13 protein-coding genes and 9 tRNA genes are annotated in these 21,124 nt (G+C 43.1%); 4 read left to right on the top strand and 18 right to left on the bottom strand.

The genetic code is table 11. From position 1 onward, the window contains the following. Nucleotides 1-55 precede the first annotated feature (55 nt). The 13 genes from ACIH2S_RS05150 to nagB form a co-directional block, all read right to left on the bottom strand. A complete protein-coding gene (locus ACIH2S_RS05150) occupies nucleotides 56-1,399 on the bottom strand; it encodes a dicarboxylate/amino acid:cation symporter (RefSeq protein WP_108479367.1) in 1,344 nt (447 codons plus the stop codon). 379 nt (nucleotides 1,400-1,778) lie between these two features. Continuing rightward, nucleotides 1,779-1,853, bottom strand: a tRNA-Gln gene (locus tag ACIH2S_RS05155). Nucleotides 1,854-1,865: 12 nt separating this feature from the next. Next, nucleotides 1,866-1,942 (bottom strand) — tRNA-Met (locus ACIH2S_RS05160). A gap of 48 nt (nucleotides 1,943-1,990) precedes the next feature. Continuing rightward, nucleotides 1,991-2,065, bottom strand: a tRNA-Gln gene (locus ACIH2S_RS05165). Nucleotides 2,066-2,117: 52 nt separating this feature from the next. Continuing rightward, nucleotides 2,118-2,192: transfer RNA gene (locus ACIH2S_RS05170), tRNA-Gln, on the bottom strand. A 12-nt stretch (nucleotides 2,193-2,204) separates the two neighbouring features. Next, nucleotides 2,205-2,281: transfer RNA gene (locus ACIH2S_RS05175), tRNA-Met, on the bottom strand. A gap of 48 nt (nucleotides 2,282-2,329) precedes the next feature. Beyond that, nucleotides 2,330-2,404: transfer RNA gene (locus tag ACIH2S_RS05180), tRNA-Gln, on the bottom strand. Nucleotides 2,405-2,456: 52 nt separating this feature from the next. Beyond that, nucleotides 2,457-2,531: transfer RNA gene (locus ACIH2S_RS05185), tRNA-Gln, on the bottom strand. 32 nt (nucleotides 2,532-2,563) lie between these two features. Continuing rightward, nucleotides 2,564-2,648: transfer RNA gene (locus ACIH2S_RS05190), tRNA-Leu, on the bottom strand. A 7-nt stretch (nucleotides 2,649-2,655) separates the two neighbouring features. After that, nucleotides 2,656-2,732: transfer RNA gene (locus ACIH2S_RS05195), tRNA-Met, on the bottom strand. A 254-nt stretch (nucleotides 2,733-2,986) separates the two neighbouring features. Next, nucleotides 2,987-4,210, bottom strand: coding sequence for a DNA-binding transcriptional regulator NagC (gene nagC, locus ACIH2S_RS05200; RefSeq protein WP_036947633.1), 1,224 nt, complete (start codon nucleotides 4,208-4,210; stop codon nucleotides 2,987-2,989). A gap of 7 nt (nucleotides 4,211-4,217) precedes the next feature. Further along, entirely contained in the window at nucleotides 4,218-5,384 is a 1,167-nt protein-coding gene (gene nagA, locus ACIH2S_RS05205; protein WP_430248209.1) for an N-acetylglucosamine-6-phosphate deacetylase, read from the bottom strand. Between the two features lie 124 nt (nucleotides 5,385-5,508). Next, nucleotides 5,509-6,312, bottom strand: a complete 804-nt coding sequence (gene nagB, locus ACIH2S_RS05210) for a glucosamine-6-phosphate deaminase (protein ID WP_108479370.1) — start codon at nucleotides 6,310-6,312, stop codon at nucleotides 5,509-5,511. Between the two features lie 354 nt (nucleotides 6,313-6,666). On the opposite strand from nagB, the gene nagE reads away from it, so the two are divergent. The 4 genes from nagE to glnS all read left to right on the top strand — a co-directional run bounded on the left by nagE (nucleotide 6,667) and on the right by glnS (nucleotide 12,538). Then, entirely contained in the window at nucleotides 6,667-8,694 is a 2,028-nt protein-coding gene (gene nagE, locus ACIH2S_RS05215; RefSeq protein WP_108479371.1) for an N-acetylglucosamine-specific PTS transporter subunit IIBC, read from the top strand. A 181-nt stretch (nucleotides 8,695-8,875) separates the two neighbouring features. After that, nucleotides 8,876-9,760 (top strand): hypothetical protein, encoded by an 885-nt coding sequence (locus tag ACIH2S_RS05220; protein ID WP_154610045.1) that lies wholly within the window; start codon nucleotides 8,876-8,878, stop codon nucleotides 9,758-9,760. A 147-nt stretch (nucleotides 9,761-9,907) separates the two neighbouring features. After that, a complete protein-coding gene (locus tag ACIH2S_RS05225; RefSeq protein WP_108479373.1) occupies nucleotides 9,908-10,723 on the top strand; it encodes a sulfite exporter TauE/SafE family protein in 816 nt (271 codons plus the stop codon). 147 nt (nucleotides 10,724-10,870) lie between these two features. Continuing rightward, entirely contained in the window at nucleotides 10,871-12,538 is a 1,668-nt protein-coding gene (gene glnS, locus ACIH2S_RS05230; protein ID WP_108479374.1) for a glutamine--tRNA ligase, read from the top strand. A 309-nt stretch (nucleotides 12,539-12,847) separates the two neighbouring features. On the opposite strand, the gene ACIH2S_RS05235 is transcribed toward glnS, so the two are convergent. From ACIH2S_RS05235 to kdpD, 5 genes are all read right to left on the bottom strand, one after another. Next, complete coding sequence (locus ACIH2S_RS05235) at nucleotides 12,848-14,410, bottom strand: esterase family protein (protein WP_430248211.1); 1,563 nt, start codon at nucleotides 14,408-14,410, stop codon at nucleotides 12,848-12,850. Between the two features lie 90 nt (nucleotides 14,411-14,500). Next, nucleotides 14,501-16,621: a TonB-dependent siderophore receptor gene (locus ACIH2S_RS05240; RefSeq protein WP_272534740.1), complete on the bottom strand. Its 2,121-nt coding sequence runs from the start codon at nucleotides 16,619-16,621 to the stop codon at nucleotides 14,501-14,503. A 597-nt stretch (nucleotides 16,622-17,218) separates the two neighbouring features. Next, a complete protein-coding gene (locus tag ACIH2S_RS05245) occupies nucleotides 17,219-17,614 on the bottom strand; it encodes a DUF5329 family protein (RefSeq protein ID WP_430248213.1) in 396 nt (131 codons plus the stop codon). A gap of 115 nt (nucleotides 17,615-17,729) precedes the next feature. Next, nucleotides 17,730-18,413, bottom strand: a complete 684-nt coding sequence (gene kdpE / locus ACIH2S_RS05250) for a two-component system response regulator KdpE (RefSeq protein ID WP_036947840.1) — start codon at nucleotides 18,411-18,413, stop codon at nucleotides 17,730-17,732. A gap of 16 nt (nucleotides 18,414-18,429) precedes the next feature. Next, the gene (gene kdpD / locus ACIH2S_RS05255; RefSeq protein ID WP_036947837.1) at nucleotides 18,430-21,117 is read right to left on the bottom strand and encodes a two-component system sensor histidine kinase KdpD; all 2,688 of its coding nucleotides are present in this window, start codon (nucleotides 21,115-21,117) and stop codon (nucleotides 18,430-18,432) included. Between the last annotated feature and the right edge of the window lie 7 nt (nucleotides 21,118-21,124).

Genomic DNA, 21,124 nt, shown 5'->3' on the forward strand with positions numbered 1-21,124 from the left:
GTTAGATAAAAAATAAGCCGCGATTGCGGCTTATTTTCGTTATGGCAGTAATAAATTATTTATTATTTGCGATATCGACAGAACTCGTTGGTTGTACTACATCTTCTTCGGTGATGATTGAATCTAAAGATTCACCTTTGGATGAGAATGCATGCGCCAGTTTTTCGGTATCTAACTCTTTTTCCCAACGCGCAACCACGATACATGCACAAGCGTTACCGACTAAGTTGGTCAGCGCACGGCACTCAGACATAAAGCGGTCGATACCCAGAATCAATGCCATACCTGCAACTGGAATGCTTGGTACTACCATCAGTGTTGCCGCTAAGGTAATGAAACCTGCACCCGTTACACCCGCCGCACCTTTAGAGCTGATCATCGCAACTAACAGCAGGGAAATTTGCTGCCAGAGCGTCAGTTCAATATTGGTCGCTTGAGCAATAAACAGCGCCGCCATCGTCATGTAGATATTGGTGCCATCGAGGTTAAATGAATAACCGGTAGGGATCACTAAGCCCACGACGGATTTTTCGCAACCAGCGTGCTCCATTTTTCTCATTAAGCTTGGTAATGCCGCTTCAGAGGAAGAGGTACCCAGCACTAACCATAATTCATCTTTGATGTATTTGATAAGCTCAATAATCGAGAAGCCGTTATATTTAGCCACTGCACCCAGTACGACCAGAACAAACAGCAGGGAGGTGATGTAGAACGTCATAATCAGCATCATTAAGTTGCCGATAGACGAAATACCGTATTTACCAATGGTAAATGCCATCGCACCAAATGCGCCGATAGGTGCTAGTTTCATCAACATCGCAACCATCTTGAACACAGGCTCAGAGAAGTTTTGCAGCAGTTTAACGATAGGCTCACCGTGTTTACCGGTTGCTGCCAGTGCTAAACCAAAAATCACCGAAATAAACAGGACTTGCAGAATGTTTCCGTTCACCAATGGGCTAATAACGGTGTCTGGAATAATATTCATGAAGAAGCCAACGATGGTAGATTCGTGTGCTTTTTCAACATAGCCCGCGACTTTGGCATTATCTAAGGTTGCAGGGTCAATATTCAGTCCAGAGCCTGGCTGAATGACGTTAGCGACGATTAAACCAATAATCAGTGCGATAGTTGAGAATGTGATGAAGTACAGCATTGCTTTACCTGCAACGCTACCAACGGCTCTCATGTTGGTCATGCCTGAAATACCGGTCACAACCGTTAAGAAAATGACTGGGGCAATAATCATTTTCACGATTTTAATAAATGCATCACCCAACGGTTTTAATGACTCTCCGATGTCTGGGAAAAAATGCCCAAGGGCAATACCAAGAGTGATTGCGACGATGACCTGCACATATAAAATTTTATATAGTGGTTGTTTTATTATGTTTCGCATAAGTTTTCTCTGTAAAAATATTGTGTTATAGCAATTATAATTATTGGTTTTTTTTACAACTGAGTTGAGATGGATTGGAAAGTTGGACTGATAATTTAAGACGAAAGGGGGCTTACGTATTACTAATCTAATCTAACTACAATTCGCCGCAAGATTACCACTTTATTTGGTTATGTGAAAATGACTGACATCACACTTCCGACACAAAGGTTGCGTAAAGGTAAATGGGATGTGTTAAATGTTTTTTAAAAGGTTAAAAGAAAATTTAAAGGCAGAATGATAGTTTTAAAAAGCATTAAATAAATAACGCATTAAGTTTATTTACTTAAATTTTTAAATTTTTTTGAGAGTATTTTTTGATGATGGATACAAGAGAAGATGGCTGGGGTACCAGGATTCGAACCTGGGGATGCCAGGATCAAAACCTGGTGCCTTACCGCTTGGCGATACCCCAACAAAAAAGAAATGGTAGCTACGACGGGATTCGAACCTGTGACCCCAACATTATGAGTGTTGTGCTCTAACCAACTGAGCTACATAGCCATTGTATTTTCTTTACTGTGTGATTTTACTACTTGGTAGGATAATAGATGGCTGGGGTACCAGGATTCGAACCTGGGGATGCCAGGATCAAAACCTGGTGCCTTACCGCTTGGCGATACCCCATCCGAGAATATCTATTATTTATTTTCACTACGAAAATTAATTGCCTTTAAGATGGCTGGGGTACCAGGATTCGAACCTGGGGATGCCAGGATCAAAACCTGGTGCCTTACCGCTTGGCGATACCCCAACAAAAAAGAAATGGTAGCTACGACGGGATTCGAACCTGTGACCCCAACATTATGAGTGTTGTGCTCTAACCAACTGAGCTACATAGCCATTGTATTTTCTTTACTGTGTGATTTTACTACTTGGTAGGATAATAGATGGCTGGGGTACCAGGATTCGAACCTGGGGATGCCAGGATCAAAACCTGGTGCCTTACCGCTTGGCGATACCCCATCCGAGAATATCTATTATTTATTTTCACTACGAAAATTAATTGCCTTTAAGATGGCTGGGGTACCAGGATTCGAACCTGGGAATGCCAGGATCAAAACCTGGTGCCTTACCGCTTGGCGATACCCCAATCTTAAATTCAATTTGTACCGAGAAGGAAAATGGTGCGGGAGACAAGACTTGAACTTGCACACCTTGCGGCGCCAGAACCTAAATCTGGTGCGTCTACCAATTTCGCCACTCCCGCAAAGAAATGGTGGCTATGACGGGATTCGAACCTGTGACCCCAACATTATGAGTGTTGTGCTCTAACCAGCTGAGCTACATAGCCATCTTTTTTTGCTTAACCTTCATCGGCGTTGCGGGGCGCATTATGCTAATTACAGGCAAGACAGTCAACAGCTTTTTGCACTATTTTTTAGAAAATGCGTCTGTTTGTTTGATGAATAATCATTTTGTCGATAAAGCCAGCAAAAAACAACCCCAAATTTGAAAAAATGTGATTTGTTATTATTAAGATGGTTAAAAATTACACTGGAATTTATTGCGCTATTTTGCTGTTTATCGATAAGAAAGAGCACAAAGCTAACTTTCTAATAATCTTTGGAGCAATTCCCCATTTAACATGGCGCGTTTTGTCAGCGCAAATGCACCAATTGCTGAATTATGAACCAGTTGCGAGGTAACAATGGGTAAGTTTTCACGGAAACCTTTTAAAGCTTGGGTATCAATGCAGCTTTGAATGGCGGGTAATAGAACCTGCTCAGCTTCAGTAATGTCTCCGGCGATCACCACTTTTTCAGGGTTAAACAAGTTAATGGTGATAGCGATAGCTTTACCAATTTGGCGTCCGACGTGTTGAATTACCTCGGTTGCCAGTGGGTCACCTTTATTGGCGGCTTGGCAAATATGGGTAATTGAACTGGTTTCAGGGGTTAATTGGCTCGCATAGCCCTGTTCTAAGCGCTGTTTCACGCGAGCTTCAATGGCTTGGTTGGAGGCGATGGTTTCTAAACATCCAAAATTACCGCAATGGCACAGGTCGCCTAGTGGGTCTACTTGGATGTGCCCAATCTCCCCAAGATTACCTCGATGATTAAGAAGGATCTCTTTATTAACGACTAAACCGGCTCCAGCGCCTCTATGAATGCGTACAAGAAGCGAGTCCTCACAATCTTGGGTAGCACCGAAATAACTCTCAGCGAGAGCTAGGCTGCGAATATCGTGCCCAACATAACAGGTGAGATTGAAATGCTGCTGTAGGTTATCAATCAGCTTCCAGTTATCCACTTTAATGTGTGGCATGTAGTGGACAATACCCGAATGCGGATTGACAAGTCCTGGCAATATCACCGAAATAGCAATCAGCTCACGGATGCGTCGCTGGTGCAGCGAGATAAAATCTTCAAGTGCCGCAATCAGTTTCTCTTCGACGATTTGCTGGGTGGGTTCTGTAATAGGGTAGTGACCGTCTGCCAGCATTTTGCCGCTAAGATCATACAGGGCGATTGTGGCATCGTAACGCCCCAAGCGTACGCCGATGGTGTGGAAATGTTTGTATTCGGAGACGATAGAGATAGCGCGACGGCCTCCGGTGGAGGCCTGCTGGTCTACTTCTTTGATTAAACCACGTTCGAGTAATTGGCGGGTGATCTTAGTGACACTCGCTGGCGCAAGCTGGCTCTGTTCTGCTATCTGAATTCTAGATATCGGTCCTTGTTGATCAATCAGGCTGTAAACGACAGCACTGTTGAGTTGTTTTACGAGATCAATATTACCAATTTGCTTTAGCGAGTGGCTTTGATTCATCAGCTAGTTACTCATTTTTATAGACTTCCTCTCCGTTTACATAAGTTGAAAGGACTTGGAAGTCTTGGTTAAAGGCAGTCAAGTTAGCCGTTTTGCCGGCTTCGATGGAACCTAATGTTGCCTCTACCCCAATGGCTCTTGCTGGGTAAAGGGTGGCCATTCTTAATGTTTCATCAAGAGGAATGCCAACATGTTCAACACTGTTTTTCACCGCATTAATCATGGTCAGGGAAGAGCCGCTCAGTGTGCCATTTTCATCGACACATAATCCATTGCGGTAGTATATGGTTTTACCTGCGAAGATAAAATGATCCATTTCACCTGTTTGGGGATCAATTCCCGCTGGTGCTGTCGCATCGGTGACTAAAACCAGCTTATCCCCTTTGAGTTGTTTACTATTGCGAATATTGGCCCATTGAACATGTAAACCATCCGCGATAATGCCTGCATAGACTTCAGGGGTATCGTAAATTGCGCCAACCAGACCAGGGCCACGACCAGAAATATATGGCATGGCGTTGAATAGGTGGGTTGATGCGCGAATACCTGAGCGGAAGCCTTGACGCGCTTCTTCATAGGTTGCATTGGAGTGACCTGCTGAAACCACAATGCCAGCTTCGGTGAGCTGGTGGATAAAGTGTTGCTCAACGACTTCAGGGGCGAGCGTGATCATACTAATTGCGTCAGCATGTGCTGCTAAGTAATCCATCATTTCAATTGATGGCTTACGGATAAATTCTGGGTTATGAGTCCCTTTTTTAATCAAATTAATGTAAGGGCCTTCAATATGTAAACCAAGTGCTTGGTTCTTATTCTGTTTCAGATATTCAGTCATGACATCAACGCCATGCTTCATCAGTTCATCTGAACAGGTAATGAGAGTTGGCAGAAAGCTAGTACACCCCGTACGCTCATTGGCTTTTTGCATGATTTCGAGGTTTTTCAATGTGACATTTTCTTCGTTGTCATTGAATTGCACGCCGCCACAGCCATTCACTTGGAGATCGATAAAGCCAGCCGATAGAATGGCACCTTTCAAATCTCTACGTTCGATATCGTGAGCGAGTTCGGATTCTGGGCACACCGCTTTGATGATTTCGCCATCAATAATGACTGCGTGGTTATCCAGTCTTTCGTGACCTGTAAAAATAATGCAATTAGTTAATGCGTACATAGCGTAAAACTCCTGACCGCGAGTAAAATGGGTCACCGACCCGCATCAGTATGGCGGGTCGGGTGTTCGATACTCTATCTATTTTAGTTACTTTTAGAGGTTCTAAAATAGAGTTGAGTATAAATTAATCAAATTGCTCGATATTCGAACATTCTAATTGTTTGAAATATTTGAGCGTTTTGACTTTCAATTCTAATGTTGCTGGCTCATCACAGACAATCAATGCTTTAGGATGTAGCTGCACACAGCTGATTGTCCATAAGTGGTTAACAGAACCTTCTACCGCAGCGTGAACGGCATCAGCTTTGTTTGCACCCGTCGCTAATACCATCAGTTCTTTCGCATCTAATAAAGTAGCAACACCCACAGTTAATGCATATTTAGGAACTTGATTGATATCATTATCAAAGAAACGGGAGTTAGCCTGGCGAGTTTCTGGCGTCAGCGTTTTGATACGTGTTCTCGAACTTAAAGAAGAACCTGGCTCATTAAACGCGATATGACCATCATTACCTACACCACCCATAAACAGGTTGATTTGACCGTAGGATTTGATTTTGTCTTCATAGCGTTGACATTCAGCGTCGACATCAGGTGCGTTACCATTGAGTAAATTGATGTTTTCAGCTTGGATATCAATATGATTAAAAAAGTTTTGGTGCATAAACGTGTGGTAACTTTGTGGATGATCTTTTGGAATACCAATGTATTCATCCATATTAAATGTCACGACATGCTTAAAGCTGACTTTACCTGCTTTATATAAGGCAATTAATTCTTTGTAGGTGGCAAGCGGTGTTCCGCCAGTCGGTAAGCCTAGAACGAAAGGGCGTTCAGCTGTCGGATTAAATGCGTTGATTTTATCAGCGATGTACTGTGCGGACCATACGCCAACATCATGAGCATTATTTAATGGGATAAGCCTCATGTACTTTTACCTCTAGTGTTTCTTTAAATTTATACTTGTAGGACCCCAAATCTCAATTGTGTTGAACATTTTCAACATTTTCTTATGACTGAGGTACTTGGAGTATATACAGCAAATCATATAAAAAACTTATTTTTAATCATAAAATAAGTTTTCGAGAATAGCTACTAATTTAGTCAATATTAGGTTTCTTTCGTTGACATTTATCACAGTTTCCAGCTATTTATTTTGTATCGCGAAAAAATTCATCTATTCTATGAATTGCTATAATTAAGCGACTTCGGATATATTTCCGATGCGTGAAAATAAGATCCTGAAATGGGACAAAAATAGAGCGATACAAAGGGGGAGTTTGTGAATATTCTTAGCTACTTACAGCGGATTGGTAGGGCGCTTATGGTGCCTGTCGCCGTATTACCAGCCGCCGCAATCCTTATGGGGATTGGTTATTGGATTGACCCAGATGGTTGGGGCGCCAATAGCGCAATCGCTGCGTTACTGATCAAATCCGGTGCAGCCATCATCGACAACATGTCCGTGTTGTTTGCGATTGGTGTTGCGTACGGAATGTCTAAAGATAAAGATGGTGCAGCTGCATTAACCGGTTTTGTCGGCTTCTTAGTGGTGACAACACTGTGTTCGCCTGCGTCCTACTCAATGATTATGAGTGTGCCAGTGGAATCCGTCCCTGCTGCATTCAATAAAATCAATAACCAGTTCGTGGGTATCCTTGTTGGGGTTCTCTCTGCTGAACTTTACAACCGCTACAGTGGCGTTGAGCTACCAAAAGCGTTGTCATTCTTCAGTGGTCGTCGCCTCGTCCCGATTTTAACCTCATTCCTGATGATCATCCTGGCATTCATTCTGATGTATGTTTGGCCGGTGGTGTATAACGGATTAGTGGCGTTCGGTGAAAGCATCAAAGACTTAGGTTCTGTTGGCGCGGGTATCTACGCTTTCTTTAACCGTCTATTAATTCCTGTTGGCTTACACCACGCACTGAACTCTGTATTCTGGTTCGATGTGGCGGGTATCAACGATATTCCTAACTTCTTAGGTGGCGCGAAGTCTATCGAAGCAGGTCTGGCAACAGTTGGGATTACGGGTCGCTACCAAGCGGGCTTCTTCCCTATCATGATGTTCGGTCTGCCAGGTGCGGCTCTGGCTATCTATCACTGTGCACGTCCAGAAAATAAAGCCAAAGTGGCTGGTATCATGATTGCAGGTGCGTTTGCTGCATTCTTTACTGGTATTACTGAACCGCTTGAATTCTCATTTATGTTCGTTGCGCCAGTACTGTATGTGATCCACGCATTATTGACCGGTATTTCTGTCTATATCGCGGCAACAATGGAATGGATTTCAGGCTTCGGCTTCAGTGCGGGGCTGGTGGATATGTTCTTACAGACACGTAACCCACTCGCAACTCACTGGTATATGCTGATTGTTCAAGGCTTAGTCTTCTTCTGCATCTACTACGTGATTTTCCGATTCATGATCCGCAAATTCAACCTGTTAACGCCAGGTCGTGAAGTCAGCGCGGGTGATGAAACTGTTGATGGCTATGACGAAAACGTCAGCGATGCTCACAGCGATGAAAGCGAAATTCAAAAAGAAGCTCGTCAGTATATTGCAGCAGTAGGTGGTAGCGACAACATCGTTAACATCGACGCGTGTATCACGCGTTTACGTTTAGGCGTAAAAGATTCAGCGGTAGTCAACGACCCACTTGCTAAACGTATTGGTGCATCTGGCGTGATCCGCCTGAACAAGCAAAACGTGCAAGTGATTGTGGGAACTCGTGCTGAATTAATCGCTAAAGCGATGACAGAAGTGATGGCAAAAGGCCCTATTGCGGCATCTGCGCCAGCTGCGGCTCCAGAAAAAAGCCAGCAAACGGCACCAGAAAAAGTAAAAGGTAACGCGGTACTATCGTTAATCGCACCAGTTAGTGGTGAAGTTTACTCACTGGATCAGGTTCCGGATGAAGCGTTCTCTAGCCGCATCGTCGGTGATGGTATTGCTATCAAACCAACCAGCAGTGAAGTGGTGGCGCCAGCCGCAGGGACAATTGTGAAAATTTTCCCAACTAACCATGCGTTCTGCCTCGAAACCGCGAATGGCGTTGAACTGATTGTGCATATGGGGATTGATACCGTTGCATTAAATGGTGAAGGCTGTGAGCGTTTAGTTGAAGAGGGTGCTGAAGTTGAAGCGGGCACACCGATTCTGAAACTCGACCTGCCATTCCTTGAAGCGAATGCAAAATCAATGATTAGCCCTGTTATCATCAGTAATATTGATGACTTCGCTGGCGTTGAAATTTTAGCGAAAGGTCAGGTTATTGCAGGTGAAACCGTTATTTATCACGTATTAAAATAATCTACGTATAGATAGAAAATAGCGAGCAGTACCTAGAAAATGCCAGCTTAATCAGCTGGCATTTTTTATCTAAATTATTCCGTAATTAATATCCAAAGCATTAATTCCTCAAGTATTAACTTTCGATGTATTAATTCCTATATTAATCAATCATGTATTCGGTATAACCGAATTTAATTTTTTGGCACTTATTACTATTTTATTTCTCTTATGGCTTATTTTCTTTGAGGTAAATTTCCCTTGTTGGCGAAGCGAAAAATCATTTAAGGAAATCGGTTGGTTAAAGGAAGCTGTTTTTAAAGGAATAAATAAGATGATGTCAAAAATAACGCTCGTGAGTGAAGCTAGCGAATATGTGTTTCAAAAAATGAACCATTTTTTTCAATGTTCAGGGAATCCGATTCGCATTCGTAGAATGAACAAAGAGAATTTAAAGTATTGCAATATCAGCTCGTTAGCAATGGAAGAGCCTTTAGATTGGCTTGAGTATCAAGAAATTGTTATGACCAAAGAGAGCTTTAGTTTTTGTTTTAAACTTATTAGCCGTAACCGAATTTTAGTCCGAATACCCGATAAAGCAGCGGGAGGTTGTGTCTGTAGCTATGACCCTCATTGCCGTCGAGCGACAATCGAAATACTGCAAAATTTTGAGAAAAACAATAAAGCATTAGATGGAAAAATGATGGTTTACTCATTGCTGAGTATTTTATTTTTTCTCATCAAGGTAGGGGGAGAGGGGGTCTATATTAATAACCCGGCTAACGAAGATCTTCTTGACTATTATATTGATGAATTGGGTTTTCAGGACGTCTTTAAAGATGGCAGCCTACTATATAGCTCCAAGCAGCAACTGTTTAATCTCTTTGATGCGTTAAGGGAGCAGTGGAAACCCAAAGCAGGTCGAAACATAACAGACATACCTAATGAGAGTGAAGAGCGACTTGCGGATGAATTTATGCGTTTGATTATCAGTGTCGCTCAAGCGATTAAGCAGATGCCTAAGGCGCCGAAAGGGGAATCCGTTGGGAAATTTGCCGATGAATTTGATGTATGGCGAAAAAACTAATTAATTGAATTCACAGAGACTTGTAACTCAAAGGTTATATTTGTTAATTAATTTGGCGAAATCTCAAAGCGAGTTGTCAAATCTGCATAAGCACATGACGGTTCTCAAGGATAAGATAAAAACTCAACCATCTTTGAGGATCATCCTGTGGATTTACTACTTTGTTTATTTGGTTTTATTTCGGGGATCACAACAGCGCTATTCGGTTTTGGGGGCGGCTTTATTACGGTACCCCTGTTATATGCCTTAATTACCCTTGTTTGGGGACCCCGCCATGATGCCAGCGAAGTTGCGATGCAAATCGCCGTCGCCACATCTACATTTGTGATGATTTTCTCATCAAGCTTATCGAGCCGAGCACACTACCTGAAAGGGAATTTCAACTGGCAAATTATTAAACCTTTTATGCTGCCTATTTCAATTGGCGGCATTTTAGGTGCGCTCATCGCGCTATCGGTAGACAGTGAATGGATCCGCTGGATATTTATTGGTTATCTCATTATCACTATTCTCGATTGCTTTATTCGCCCCGGATTTATGCAAACCCAATCAGAAGGTAATACGTTAATAAGAGGCAAATGCATTGAGGACACGCTCATCGGTACAGTGATCGGTACCGTCGCGGCATTTTTAGGCGTAGGGGGTAGTGTGATGACGGTACCTTTGATGCGTCGCCGTGGAGCGAGCATGTTGCAAGCGGCGGCATTTGCTAACCCGCTGACGTTACCGATGGCAATCACGGGCTCTTTGATTTACTTCTATTTTGCTATGGAAAAGCACCTTGAATTAGGCTCTGGTTTCTTAGGGATGATTTATATTAAAGGTGCCTTAATTTTGATTGCTACCTCGTGGCTAGGTATTCGTTTTGCTTCGTTTTTGATGCCCTACTTGAGTGATAAACGCCATGCTCAAAGCTATCCCATTTTACTGATGGTAGTTCTTGGGGTCATGCTATTCGTATAAATAGCCTATTTTTTGATAAAAATCCCCCTTTGCCATTGCTTTTGCCGACTAACCTTAATCAAACGGTTGTTTCTGGACGTATTATGGTAGAATATATTCGGTTACTATACGAATTTAGCGCGCTTTTGGCACTGAGGAACGATGACAATGAATGAGGCAGATGCTCGCCCAACTAACTTTATCCGTCAGATCATAGATGAAGATCTGGCGACTGGGAAACACACATCAGTACATACCCGTTTTCCACCTGAACCGAATGGCTACTTACACATTGGCCATGCGAAATCAATTTGCTTGAACTTTGGTATCGCGAAGGATTATCAAGGCCAGTGTAACTTACGCTTTGATGATACTAACCCGGTCAAAGAAGATGTTGAGTATGTGAACTCCATTCAAAATGACGTTCAATGGTTAGGTTTCCAGTGGAGCGGCAACATTCGCTACTCATCTGATTATTTTGATATTTTATATCAATACGCGATTGAGCTTATCAAAAAAGGCCTTGCCTACGTTGATGAATTAAGTGCGGATGAAATTCGTGAATACCGTGGCACATTAAAAGAGCCGGGTAAAAACAGCCCTTATCGTGAGCGCCTGATTGAAGACAACTTAGCGTTATTTGAAAAAATGCGCGAGGGTGGCTTCGAAGAAGGTAAAGCGTGTCTGCGTGCGAAAATCGACATGGCATCGCCATTTATGGTTATGCGTGACCCAGTGTTATACCGCATTAAATTTGCGGAACATCACCAATCCGGTAACAAGTGGTGCATCTATCCGATGTACGACTTCACTCACTGTATTTCTGATGCGCTGGAAGGCATTACACACTCACTGTGTACATTAGAATTCCAAGACAACCGCCGTCTGTATGATTGGGTGCTGGACAATATCACGATTGATTGCCACCCGCGTCAGTACGAGTTTTCTCGTCTGAATCTCGAATACACGGTGATGTCAAAACGTAAATTGAACCAATTAGTGACTGAAAAACACGTTGCTGGTTGGGATGACCCACGCATGCTGACCATCTCTGGTTTACGTCGTCGTGGCTATACTGCGGCATCAATTCGTGAATTCTGCCGTCGTATCGGTGTCACTAAGCAAGATAACAACGTCGAAATGGCGGCATTAGAATCTTGCATCCGTGATGACCTGAATGATTCAGCACCACGCGCAATGGCAGTTATCGACCCAGTTCGCTTAGTGATTGAAAATATGCCAGCAGGTGAAGAAATTCTGAAGGCACCAAATCACCCGAACAACCCAGAAATGGGAACTCGTGAAGTGCCATTTAGCAATGAGCTGTATATTGACCGTGCAGACTTCCGCGAAGAAGCTAACCGCCAATATAAGCGCTTGGTATTAGGTAAAGAAGTGCGTCTGCGTAATGCTTACATCATCAAAGCAGAGCGTGTAGAAAAAGATGCAGAAGGTAACATTACCACCATCTTCTGTACTTACGATGCAGGCACATTAAACAAAGATCCAGCTGACGGTCGTAAAGTCAAAGGTGTTATCCACTGGGTAAGTGCAGCACATGCACTGCCAGCGGAGATTCGTCTGTATGACCGCCTGTTTACTGTACCAAACCCAGCAGCCGAAGATGATTTCTTATCAGTGCTGAACCCAGAATCTCTGGTTATTCGCCAAGGTTTTGTTGAACCAAGCCTGCGCGATGCACCAGCAGAAAAAGCGTACCAGTTTGAGCGTGAAGGTTACTTCTGCGCAGATAACAAACTGAGCAGTGCGGATAAGCTGGTGTTTAACCGTACGGTTGGGTTGCGTGATACGTGGGCTAAGATTGAGTCTAACTAAATCCTCGTCATACTTCGCGCTGTAGCGGCGTTGGCTGCATTCGCTAACCCTAGTCACATAACTTATGTATGTTCCTAGGGATTAGCTGAATCCTCGTCATACTTCGCGCTGTAGCGGCGTTGGCTGCACTCACTAACCCTAGTCACATACTTATGTATGCTCCTAGGGATTAGCTCATTTGCCGCCTTGCTACAACGCGAATTATTTAGAGGATTGCTGAGATAGGTTTAAAAACAGCCTAAAAACAGCCTAAAAAAAGACCTCCAATTACTGGGGTTTTTTTGATGTGACTGATCACCCACAGAAGATTCAACGTTGGTTTGTGAAGTCTTTCAATCCATAGACCAATGCTTCTACCCAAGCTGCATAATCATGACCACTTGACCATGAATGGAAGCTGGTTTTGTAGTGTTTATCTCGCAAAACATATTCAAGCTCTTGGCTATTAAGCCAAATGCCGCCATCAGCACCTTGGTTTTCAAATAACCCTGCTTGTATCCAGAAACTGATCGGATAATGCGGCGATTGCTGATATTGACGAGTTAACCATCCTGGCTTTTCACCTTCAGGCGCCCACCAGTATGAGCCTGATAGGCTCAGCACATGACGAAATTGGTTTGGATATCGCAATGCGACCCAGGATGATGCCAATCCTCCATAACTTGCGCCAGCCACAATCGTCTTTTCATTATTTATTTCAATACCATTTTTGCTCACCCAAGGTAGTAGTTCCAGTGCCATAAAATCAGCAAAAGCTTGATTTGGAGGGAGTTCCTTGGAGCGACGTTTACTATCCAAACTATCTATAAAGACAATATTAATCGGGGGTAATTGATGATTAGCAATCAAACCATCAATTACATTGGCGGTGTGATATTTATCCTGCCAAATTTGACCATCAAACAAAAATAATGTCCAACTAACAGGTGTTGTCGCTTTTGGGCGATAAAGAATGATTTCCCGACTATTTCCAAGGAAATTACTTTTTAATGTATGTCGAGTCAAAGAGCCATGGCGTATAGGCTGTTTCATTGTATCGCGGGTAAAATACCGTGAGGGTTTTAAATCAAGTAAAGATGAAGTGTTCCACTTATCATCATTTTCTATACTCATAGTCGTGGGATTTAAAGGATCGGCTTGTGCAGTGACCAAAATCGCACGGCGTTGTTCACGCGCATTGCCATCTACTTTAGGAACGTCAGGTGCCAATTGATATTGCATACGCGTATCAGCGGGTACCACATAGCTGCGAAACCAAACATCGGAGTCACCCAGTTTAAACATGGGATCATGATCGCCTGCCGGAGACCCTAAAATAAACACATTACCACGTGCTGCACGCCACAAAAAAGTGACTCGTTTATGAGATGTATCTACGGGTTCAATTAAAGGCGTACCGATGAGTTGCTGTTTTTTCCAAAATGCATCTGTCGTTCCTCCTGCTGCCAGCTCCTTTGCGAGTTGCTGTAAAGTAGTACTGACTGGGGCAAGTTTTCGCACGCGATTGAGTGGCTGAGTTTCTGTCATTTGCCAGTTAAACTGCCATTTACTACCGTTACTTCCAGATAATATTAATGATGAAACTTGCCCTGCCGGGGATGAAAAAAGTAGCGATTTTTCTCCATCAGCAGGTCCTGCTTCCAATAACGTGCGTAAATGATGGTTTTGCTGGTCGAGCAATTGTGCTCCTGTTGCCCCCTTTAGCGTGGCAACGACATAGTTTTCATTAAGCGCTGGAAGCACAAAGCAAACCTTACCCTCGGTATCAAATATGCCTTCCTGAACCCCTTGGAGAGGTAGTTCTGTGCAAGGAGCGGCTATTGCGGGTACTGCACTCAAAGCGACCATTACGTAAAGCAAAACAGACTTCATGAGCCCTCACTTTCAAGTTAATCTTTATTATCAATGGGATAACAAAGGCTACATCTCAATTTGATATAGCCTTTATTCTTACTCTTTGTTTTACCAAGCGTAATCAAACGTGACAGTACCAGTACGGCCTATGCCATAAAAGCAGGCATCACTCATACCACAGGATGAAACATAATGTTTATCCATTAAGTTATTCACGTTTAACTGTATCGTTGCGCCTTTCAAAGAGGGCGAAATATTGGAAAGTTCATAGCCAATCATCGCATCGTAAAGCGTTACCCCAGGCACAGAAAAGCTATTATCCGCCCCTGCTTTGCTGGAACCGATATAGCGCACTCCCGCTCCCGCTTTCAGTCCATTCAGCATTCCCGAGTTCTCTTCATATTGCCCCCAGATAGAGGCCATATTTTTAGGAATACGAGGAAATTCTTTTCCTTTTTCCGCACTGTTTGATGTTTCAAGCACTTTGGTTTTGGTATATGAATATGCTGCTGTAACGGCAAATTTATCGGTAAGCTTACTGTTTATCTGGGCTTCCACACCTTTACTTTCCCCCTTGCCGATTAGCGTCATATAACCTAATTCAGAGTCGTATTTAGGAATGTTTTTTTGCTCGATATGATAGAGAGATAAGGTCGCCAGCGTTTTTTGGTCAGGAGTGAGGTACTTGATACCGATTTCTGTTTGTTTTGCTGTTTTAGGATCAAACGGCTTACTTTCTGGCTTTCTGTTGGTTGCAAGATTTGGCTCAAAAGAGGTGCTGTAGCTAATATAAGGGGAAATACCGTTATCAAATGAGTATAACAATCCAACTAAGCCTGTTAATTTGCCATCATTTTGTTGTGACCTGTCACTGATCGTTCTGTCTATCGTTTTGACTTCAATCCAGTCATACCGAGTGCTAGCTAATAAGTTCCAGTTATTCCATTCGATTTGGTCTTGAATATAAATACCGATTTGATCGCTTTTTTGCAGCTGGTCGGTGAATAGTGTCTGCTTGGATTCATCAATTTTCTGGTATTGGGGGTTACGCCAATCAATATCATAATTGCCGTTTCTGTCACGCCAAAACTGTTTGTCCTCTTTAGTCCATTTGTAATCGACGCCGACTAATAGTGTTTGATAAAGCCCCCCATTATCAATGTCGAAATTTAAATGGGTATCAACGCCAAATGTATTGAGTTTCGTTTTTTCGTGCTGAGCCATTCGTTTTAGTACATAAGGATAGTTTTTAGCTTCACTTGCTAAGGTGTTAAATACTAAGTAATTATATTTTTCATCAATTTCTGCGTAGCGTGCTTTTTGTACCAATGAAATTTTATCACTAAAATTGTGTTCAAATTCATACCCGATACTATGTTGTTTTTGTTTGGAAATATTATAGTCAGGATTGCTTATGTTGAAGTCTTGCGGAATTTTTCCTTCCGGGGTTGATTCAATCGTGCCAACTTTAGGAAGAAAATTTCGGTAACCATTTTTCGGTGAGTTTTGTAAGTAAGCCAGAAGAGTGAAAGTAGTGTCTTCATTTAGGAATGATATGGCGGGAGCGATGGCATATTTTTCTTCTTCATAGTCTCGAACCTGAGTGTCTTTCTTTTTTGCTAGGCCATTTAAACGGTAGAGGATATTTCCATCATCCGTTAGCTTGCCACCCAGATCAAAAAATCCTTCCGTTTTATTTCGATTACCGACCCGTAACTGAATTTTATTGATGCTCTGCGCGGTTGGTTTTTTGCTTGTCATGGCAATAACCCCACCAGGGCTTATTTGCCCATACTGCACAGATGCCGGTCCTTTAATCATCTCAATTCTGTCTAGAAACCAAGGCTCGGTTGTGCCCATGGACGAGGACGCATTTCCGCCAAAAGGAATGCCATCTAGAATTTTGTTCGCATAATCAAAACCGCGACTGAATACCTCATCATTACGATTTGAATCACCACGGTATTCGGTAACCACACCTGGTGTATACCTCAGTGCATCCACAACGGTTTCTGCCGCTCTGTTTTCTATTTGGGTTTTGGTCACCACATTCACCGTCTGTGGTATTTTCATTATCTGAGTTTCATTCTTCGTTGCAGAAGAAGTCGTTGTTGCAGTATATGAATCACTTGAGCTTGGTGTAGTCACAACCAGAACATCAGTTGCTGAAGCAGCGAATGGCGAAACTATTAACAGTGATAGCGCTGATAGCTTATTTTTATTTAACATAGCAATACCTGTTCATCCCTATTTTCAACGTAAAATTTAAGACGGTATGGAAACCTAGCAGTGCAAGTTTTCACACGATGGATATTTTTTTGATTTGGTCAGGAGGGGATAAAAGTGAATTTTCCTTTTACCGTTCATACTTACACCGATGTATTCTTCGATATCTCTGGCGTAAATATATCTGAATTAAACCAATGTACTCTCAATGTAAAAATGTAAAATTTTTATATGCAAAACATATAGATAAAAAACCTAATGCATTGGTCCTCTATTGTTTCTCAAACTTAAGCTTTATATTCTATATGATAATAATAATCATTTAAATGATGTATGATAATAATAATCATTAAGAATAACATATGGCAATTAATCAGTTTTTTATGTTTTAGAAAGTCTGCATTTCAATAAAATTGCTTTTTGAACAATGAGGCAACTATCAACTCATTTCATCAGCACATCTAATGCTTTGGTCTACATAGGGTTATAAGATTCGGATTGTGATTCTGATTGGCGGATATATTGGGTCAGGTAAAAACTGACAAATAAAGCGCCCGCTAGCTATTGAGGGCGCTTTATTAATCGGGGGGATAGAGCGGGTTATTTGGCTTGTTTATCGACGTTATTTTTCAGTAAATCATGCAGATACTGATTGGCGCTGGTGACTTTACCTTGGGCATCGGTGACTTGGTACTCTTCTCCGGTGATAGAAGATTTTGATGCCACATTGTCAATAAACTGCTCTGTTGTCTGCAAACGCTTTTCAGTTTTACCCAGCTTTAATCGTAAATGGGATTCAGCTTCTGGTGCAGAATGACCGGAACCATTACGCGTGAAGGTTAAATTCTGCTGCTTACCCAACTCCGTTAACAACGCTTCAGTACGCGTTTTCTCTTCAGGGCTTAGCGCAAGGGCTTTGGTGGTGACGAAAATAGTTAAAAAAATCACTAAGATGGAAGCAAAACGGCGAGAGGCTTGAGTCAGTAACGATTGCACAGGAAACGCTCCGATAAGTTAAGATTGGAGAGATTATAGGCAGCCGTGATGAATAAACTATCAGTAATAGTCTGAGAATCACGCTTTAAGACAAACTTAGGTTTTAAGGTATCAGTTAAGGCATAAAACGGTAGCCAATTCCCGTTTCAGTTAAAAGATGCACGGGGCGTGCAGGGTCATTTTCCAACTTCTGGCGTAAATGCCCCATATAAATGCGTAGATAATGATTATGTTCGACGTAACTCGGTCCCCAGACTTGTAGCAACAAATGGCGCTGAGTGAGCACTTTTCCGCTATTGGCAACGAGTTCACTGAGTAGGCGAAATTCAATCGGGGTGAGGTGCAACTCTTCACTGCCTTTAGTCACGATGCGGTTGATAAAATCCACCGTAACATCGCCAAATTGAAAAGTAGGGCTTTCTTGACCCGCTTTACCAAAACGGCGTAAAGCGACTCGGACACGGGCGAGCAACTCACTAATACCAAAAGGTTTCGTCAAATAATCATCGGCACCCGCATCGAGAGCGGCCACTTTCTGGGACTCTTCTTCACGAGCAGAAAGTACGATCAACGGAATACTACTCCATTGGCGTAAATCACGGATCAAATCCAATCCATCACCATCAGGTAATCCGAGATCTAAAATCACTAAATCAGGCTGACGAGTGCCTGCTTCTATGAGTCCACGCTGGTAATTTTCAGCTTCAAAAATTTTCCAGCCTTCACCCTCCAACGCTAATCGAACAAAGCGGCGGATCTCTTTTTCATCTTCAATGATCAGGATTTGATGGGAACTCACAGTTTGCTAGGTGCTCCTAAATTTCGTTTTCAATTTCAGGTAATGGCTTTAACGGCAAAATAAAATGGAAGCTGGCGCCACCTTTTTCATTATTTTCAGCCCAAATTTCCCCTTCATGGAGATGGATAATAGCACGACAGATAGCTAAACCTAAGCCAACTCCCGGAATTGCCGATTCTTTTTGTGCGCGGGAAAATTTATCGAAAATGGTTTTTTCTTGCCCATCGGGAATGGCATTGCTGGCATCCCACACTTCGATATGAGCTTTTTGTGATTCGATAGACGCTCGAATACCAATCGGAGTATCGCTATCACTGTATTTTATGGCATTTTCGAGCAAGTTAATGATGACGCGCTCAATCAAGTTACCGTCACAATACAAGAGTAAATCGGCTGGAATATCAATATCAAGTGGGTGACTATCTAAAGTGTAGTCCAAGATGCGAACTGCGCTGCTCGTAATTTCTTGCAGAGATTCCCATTCCAAATTGGGGTGGATCCCCCCAGATTGTAAGCGAGCCATATCCAATAAATTATTCACTAATCGCGAAGTGCTTAATACCTGTTGGCGCATCTGGCTGACTTGTGCGGTGAGCGGTGAATTTTCGGCTGATAACTCCAGCATCAAAATTTCGCTTTGACCAAATAAAACAGTCAGTGGCGTTTTGAGGTCATGGGATAGGGCTGCCAGCAGTGAATTTCGTAATTGCTCCCGTTCAACATCCAATTTGGCTCTCTCTGCTTGTTTAGTCAGTTGCAGGCGGGAAAGGCTACTGGCGATTAATCCGGTAAAGGTTTGCAGCATACGTTGCTGCTCGGGGATCAATAATTGGCGAATATTACGCGGCTCAATGGCGAGCACGGCAAGGGTTTCATCCGCCGTTGTGATAGGCTGTAATTGGTACGGCACGCTGGGAAGTGTGTCCGTCCCTGCACCAGCGGGCTGGCGCTTATCAAAGCTCCATTTTGCGATAGCTTTGTCGATTTGCAACTGGCTATAACCTTCGCACTGTAATGGCGTCAGTTGGTTATTTTCATCAGGGAGTAACAAACAGGTTTTTGCCTGAAATGCATTGTTTAAAAAGTGATAGCCTGTTTTGCCGATATCTTCCGTGCTGAGGGCTTGACCTAGCTCTTTGGTCATTTCATATAAATGGCGCGTGCGTTGTTCTCGATAACGCGCAATTCTTGCCTGGTAGCGCATACCCGCGGTGAGATTCCCGACAACCACCCCCACAATCAGCATCACAGTGAACGTAACCAGATACTGCATATCCATAATTGCTAATGAAAAATGGGGCTGAACGAAAAATAAATCGAAACTGATCACGTTGACTAACGCGGCGAAAACAGAAGGGCGACGACCGTAAAATAGCGCGACTAATACCACGCCCAATAAATAGAGAGTGACTAAGTTGGCTTTATCCAGTGCCAATAAGAAGGTTCGAGAGAATAGGGTGATGGCTGCACACATGGCGATCGCCATTAAATAGCCATTGACATCAGAGCGCCATTTTTCGGTAAACGGCTTTCTTTCTGGCTCTTTATCCCAATCGCTTTTTTCTTCAAGGGCGACAATGATCAAATCTAAATCAGGTCCGAGTTTACCGAGTCTATCGGCAAAACCTTGGTGTAAATTGAATTTATACCATTTGCGGTGTTTATCGCGTCGGCCGATCAAAATTTTACCGAGATTATGTTCCCGTGCGTAGCGCAAAATGGCTTTTTCTTCATTAGGATCAGAAAGCGTGGTGGTTTCTGCACCTAAATCTTGAGCTAACCTCAAGGCTTTTAAAATGGCACGGCGCTGATTTTCAGGAAGTTGGTGTAATGTTGGCGTCTCTACATACACCGCATGCCAAACACTGCCGAACTTAGCGGCAAGGCGAGCAGCAGCGCGAACCAGTTTTTCATTGCCCGTATTATGCCCGATACACAGGAGTAACCCATCGCGGGTATGCCAAACGGGGGCTTCACCTTTACCATCGCGAAATTCACGCATTTGATCATCAACGCGATCAGCCGTGCGGCGCAGGGCTAATTCCCGTAAAGCAATTAAGTTACCTTTACGGAAGAAATGCTCGATAGCACGTTCAGCTTGCCCCGGAATATACACTTTGCCTTCTTTTAAACGTTGGCGAAGGTCATCTGGAGGCAAATCCACTAAAACCACTTCATTGGCGGCATCAAAAATATGGTCAGGCACCGTTTCACGCACGCGGATACCGGTGATGCTGCCGACAATGTCATTTAAGCTTTCAATATGTTGAACGTTAACGGTGGTGAGAACGTCAATACCTGCATCCAGTAATTCTTCGACATCTTGCCAGCGTTTAGGGTGGCGGCTGCCATTTGGATTACTGAAGGCAAGTTCATCCATCAAGATAATGGCAGGATGCCTTGCCAATGCAGCATCAATATCGAAGGCGTGCAGACGACGCCCTCGATGGCTGATTTTTAATGGAGGAAGTTGAGGGAGCCCATCCAGCAGCGCGGCGGTTTCTTCTCGTTCATGAGTTTCGACCACGCCAATCAGCACATCTAACCCTTGTGCTCGAAGGCGTTGTGCTTCTTGCAACATGGCGTAAGTTTTCCCGACACCAGCACAAGCACCGAAGAAAATCTTAAGTTTGCCACGTCCACTTTCGTTTGCCTTTACCAACAGGTCATCTGGGTTTGGGCGGATAGGCTCCTGATTATTCATAACTGAC

The organism is Providencia lanzhouensis, from assembly GCF_050469745.1.
Lineage (GTDB): Bacteria > Pseudomonadota > Gammaproteobacteria > Enterobacterales > Enterobacteriaceae > Providencia > Providencia lanzhouensis.

Bases quoted from the DNA above. Each gene is read 5' to 3' on its own strand.
- ACIH2S_RS05150 (WP_108479367.1), bottom strand. From the start codon at position 1,399: ATGCGAAACATAATAAAACAACCACTATATAAAATTTTATATGTGCAG.
- nagA (WP_430248209.1), bottom strand. From the start codon at position 5,384: ATGTACGCATTAACTAATTGCATTATTTTTACAGGTCACGAAAGACTG.
- nagB (WP_108479370.1), bottom strand. From the start codon at position 6,312: ATGAGGCTTATCCCATTAAATAATGCTCATGATGTTGGCGTATGGTCC.
- glnS (WP_108479374.1), top strand. From the start codon at position 10,871: ATGAATGAGGCAGATGCTCGCCCAACTAACTTTATCCGTCAGATCATA.
- ACIH2S_RS05240 (WP_272534740.1), bottom strand. From the start codon at position 16,621: ATGTTAAATAAAAATAAGCTATCAGCGCTATCACTGTTAATAGTTTCG.
- nagC (WP_036947633.1), bottom strand. From the start codon at position 4,210: ATGAATCAAAGCCACTCGCTAAAGCAAATTGGTAATATTGATCTCGTA.
- kdpD (WP_036947837.1), bottom strand. From the start codon at position 21,117: ATGAATAATCAGGAGCCTATCCGCCCAAACCCAGATGACCTGTTGGTA.
- ACIH2S_RS05235 (WP_430248211.1), bottom strand. From the start codon at position 14,410: ATGAAGTCTGTTTTGCTTTACGTAATGGTCGCTTTGAGTGCAGTACCC.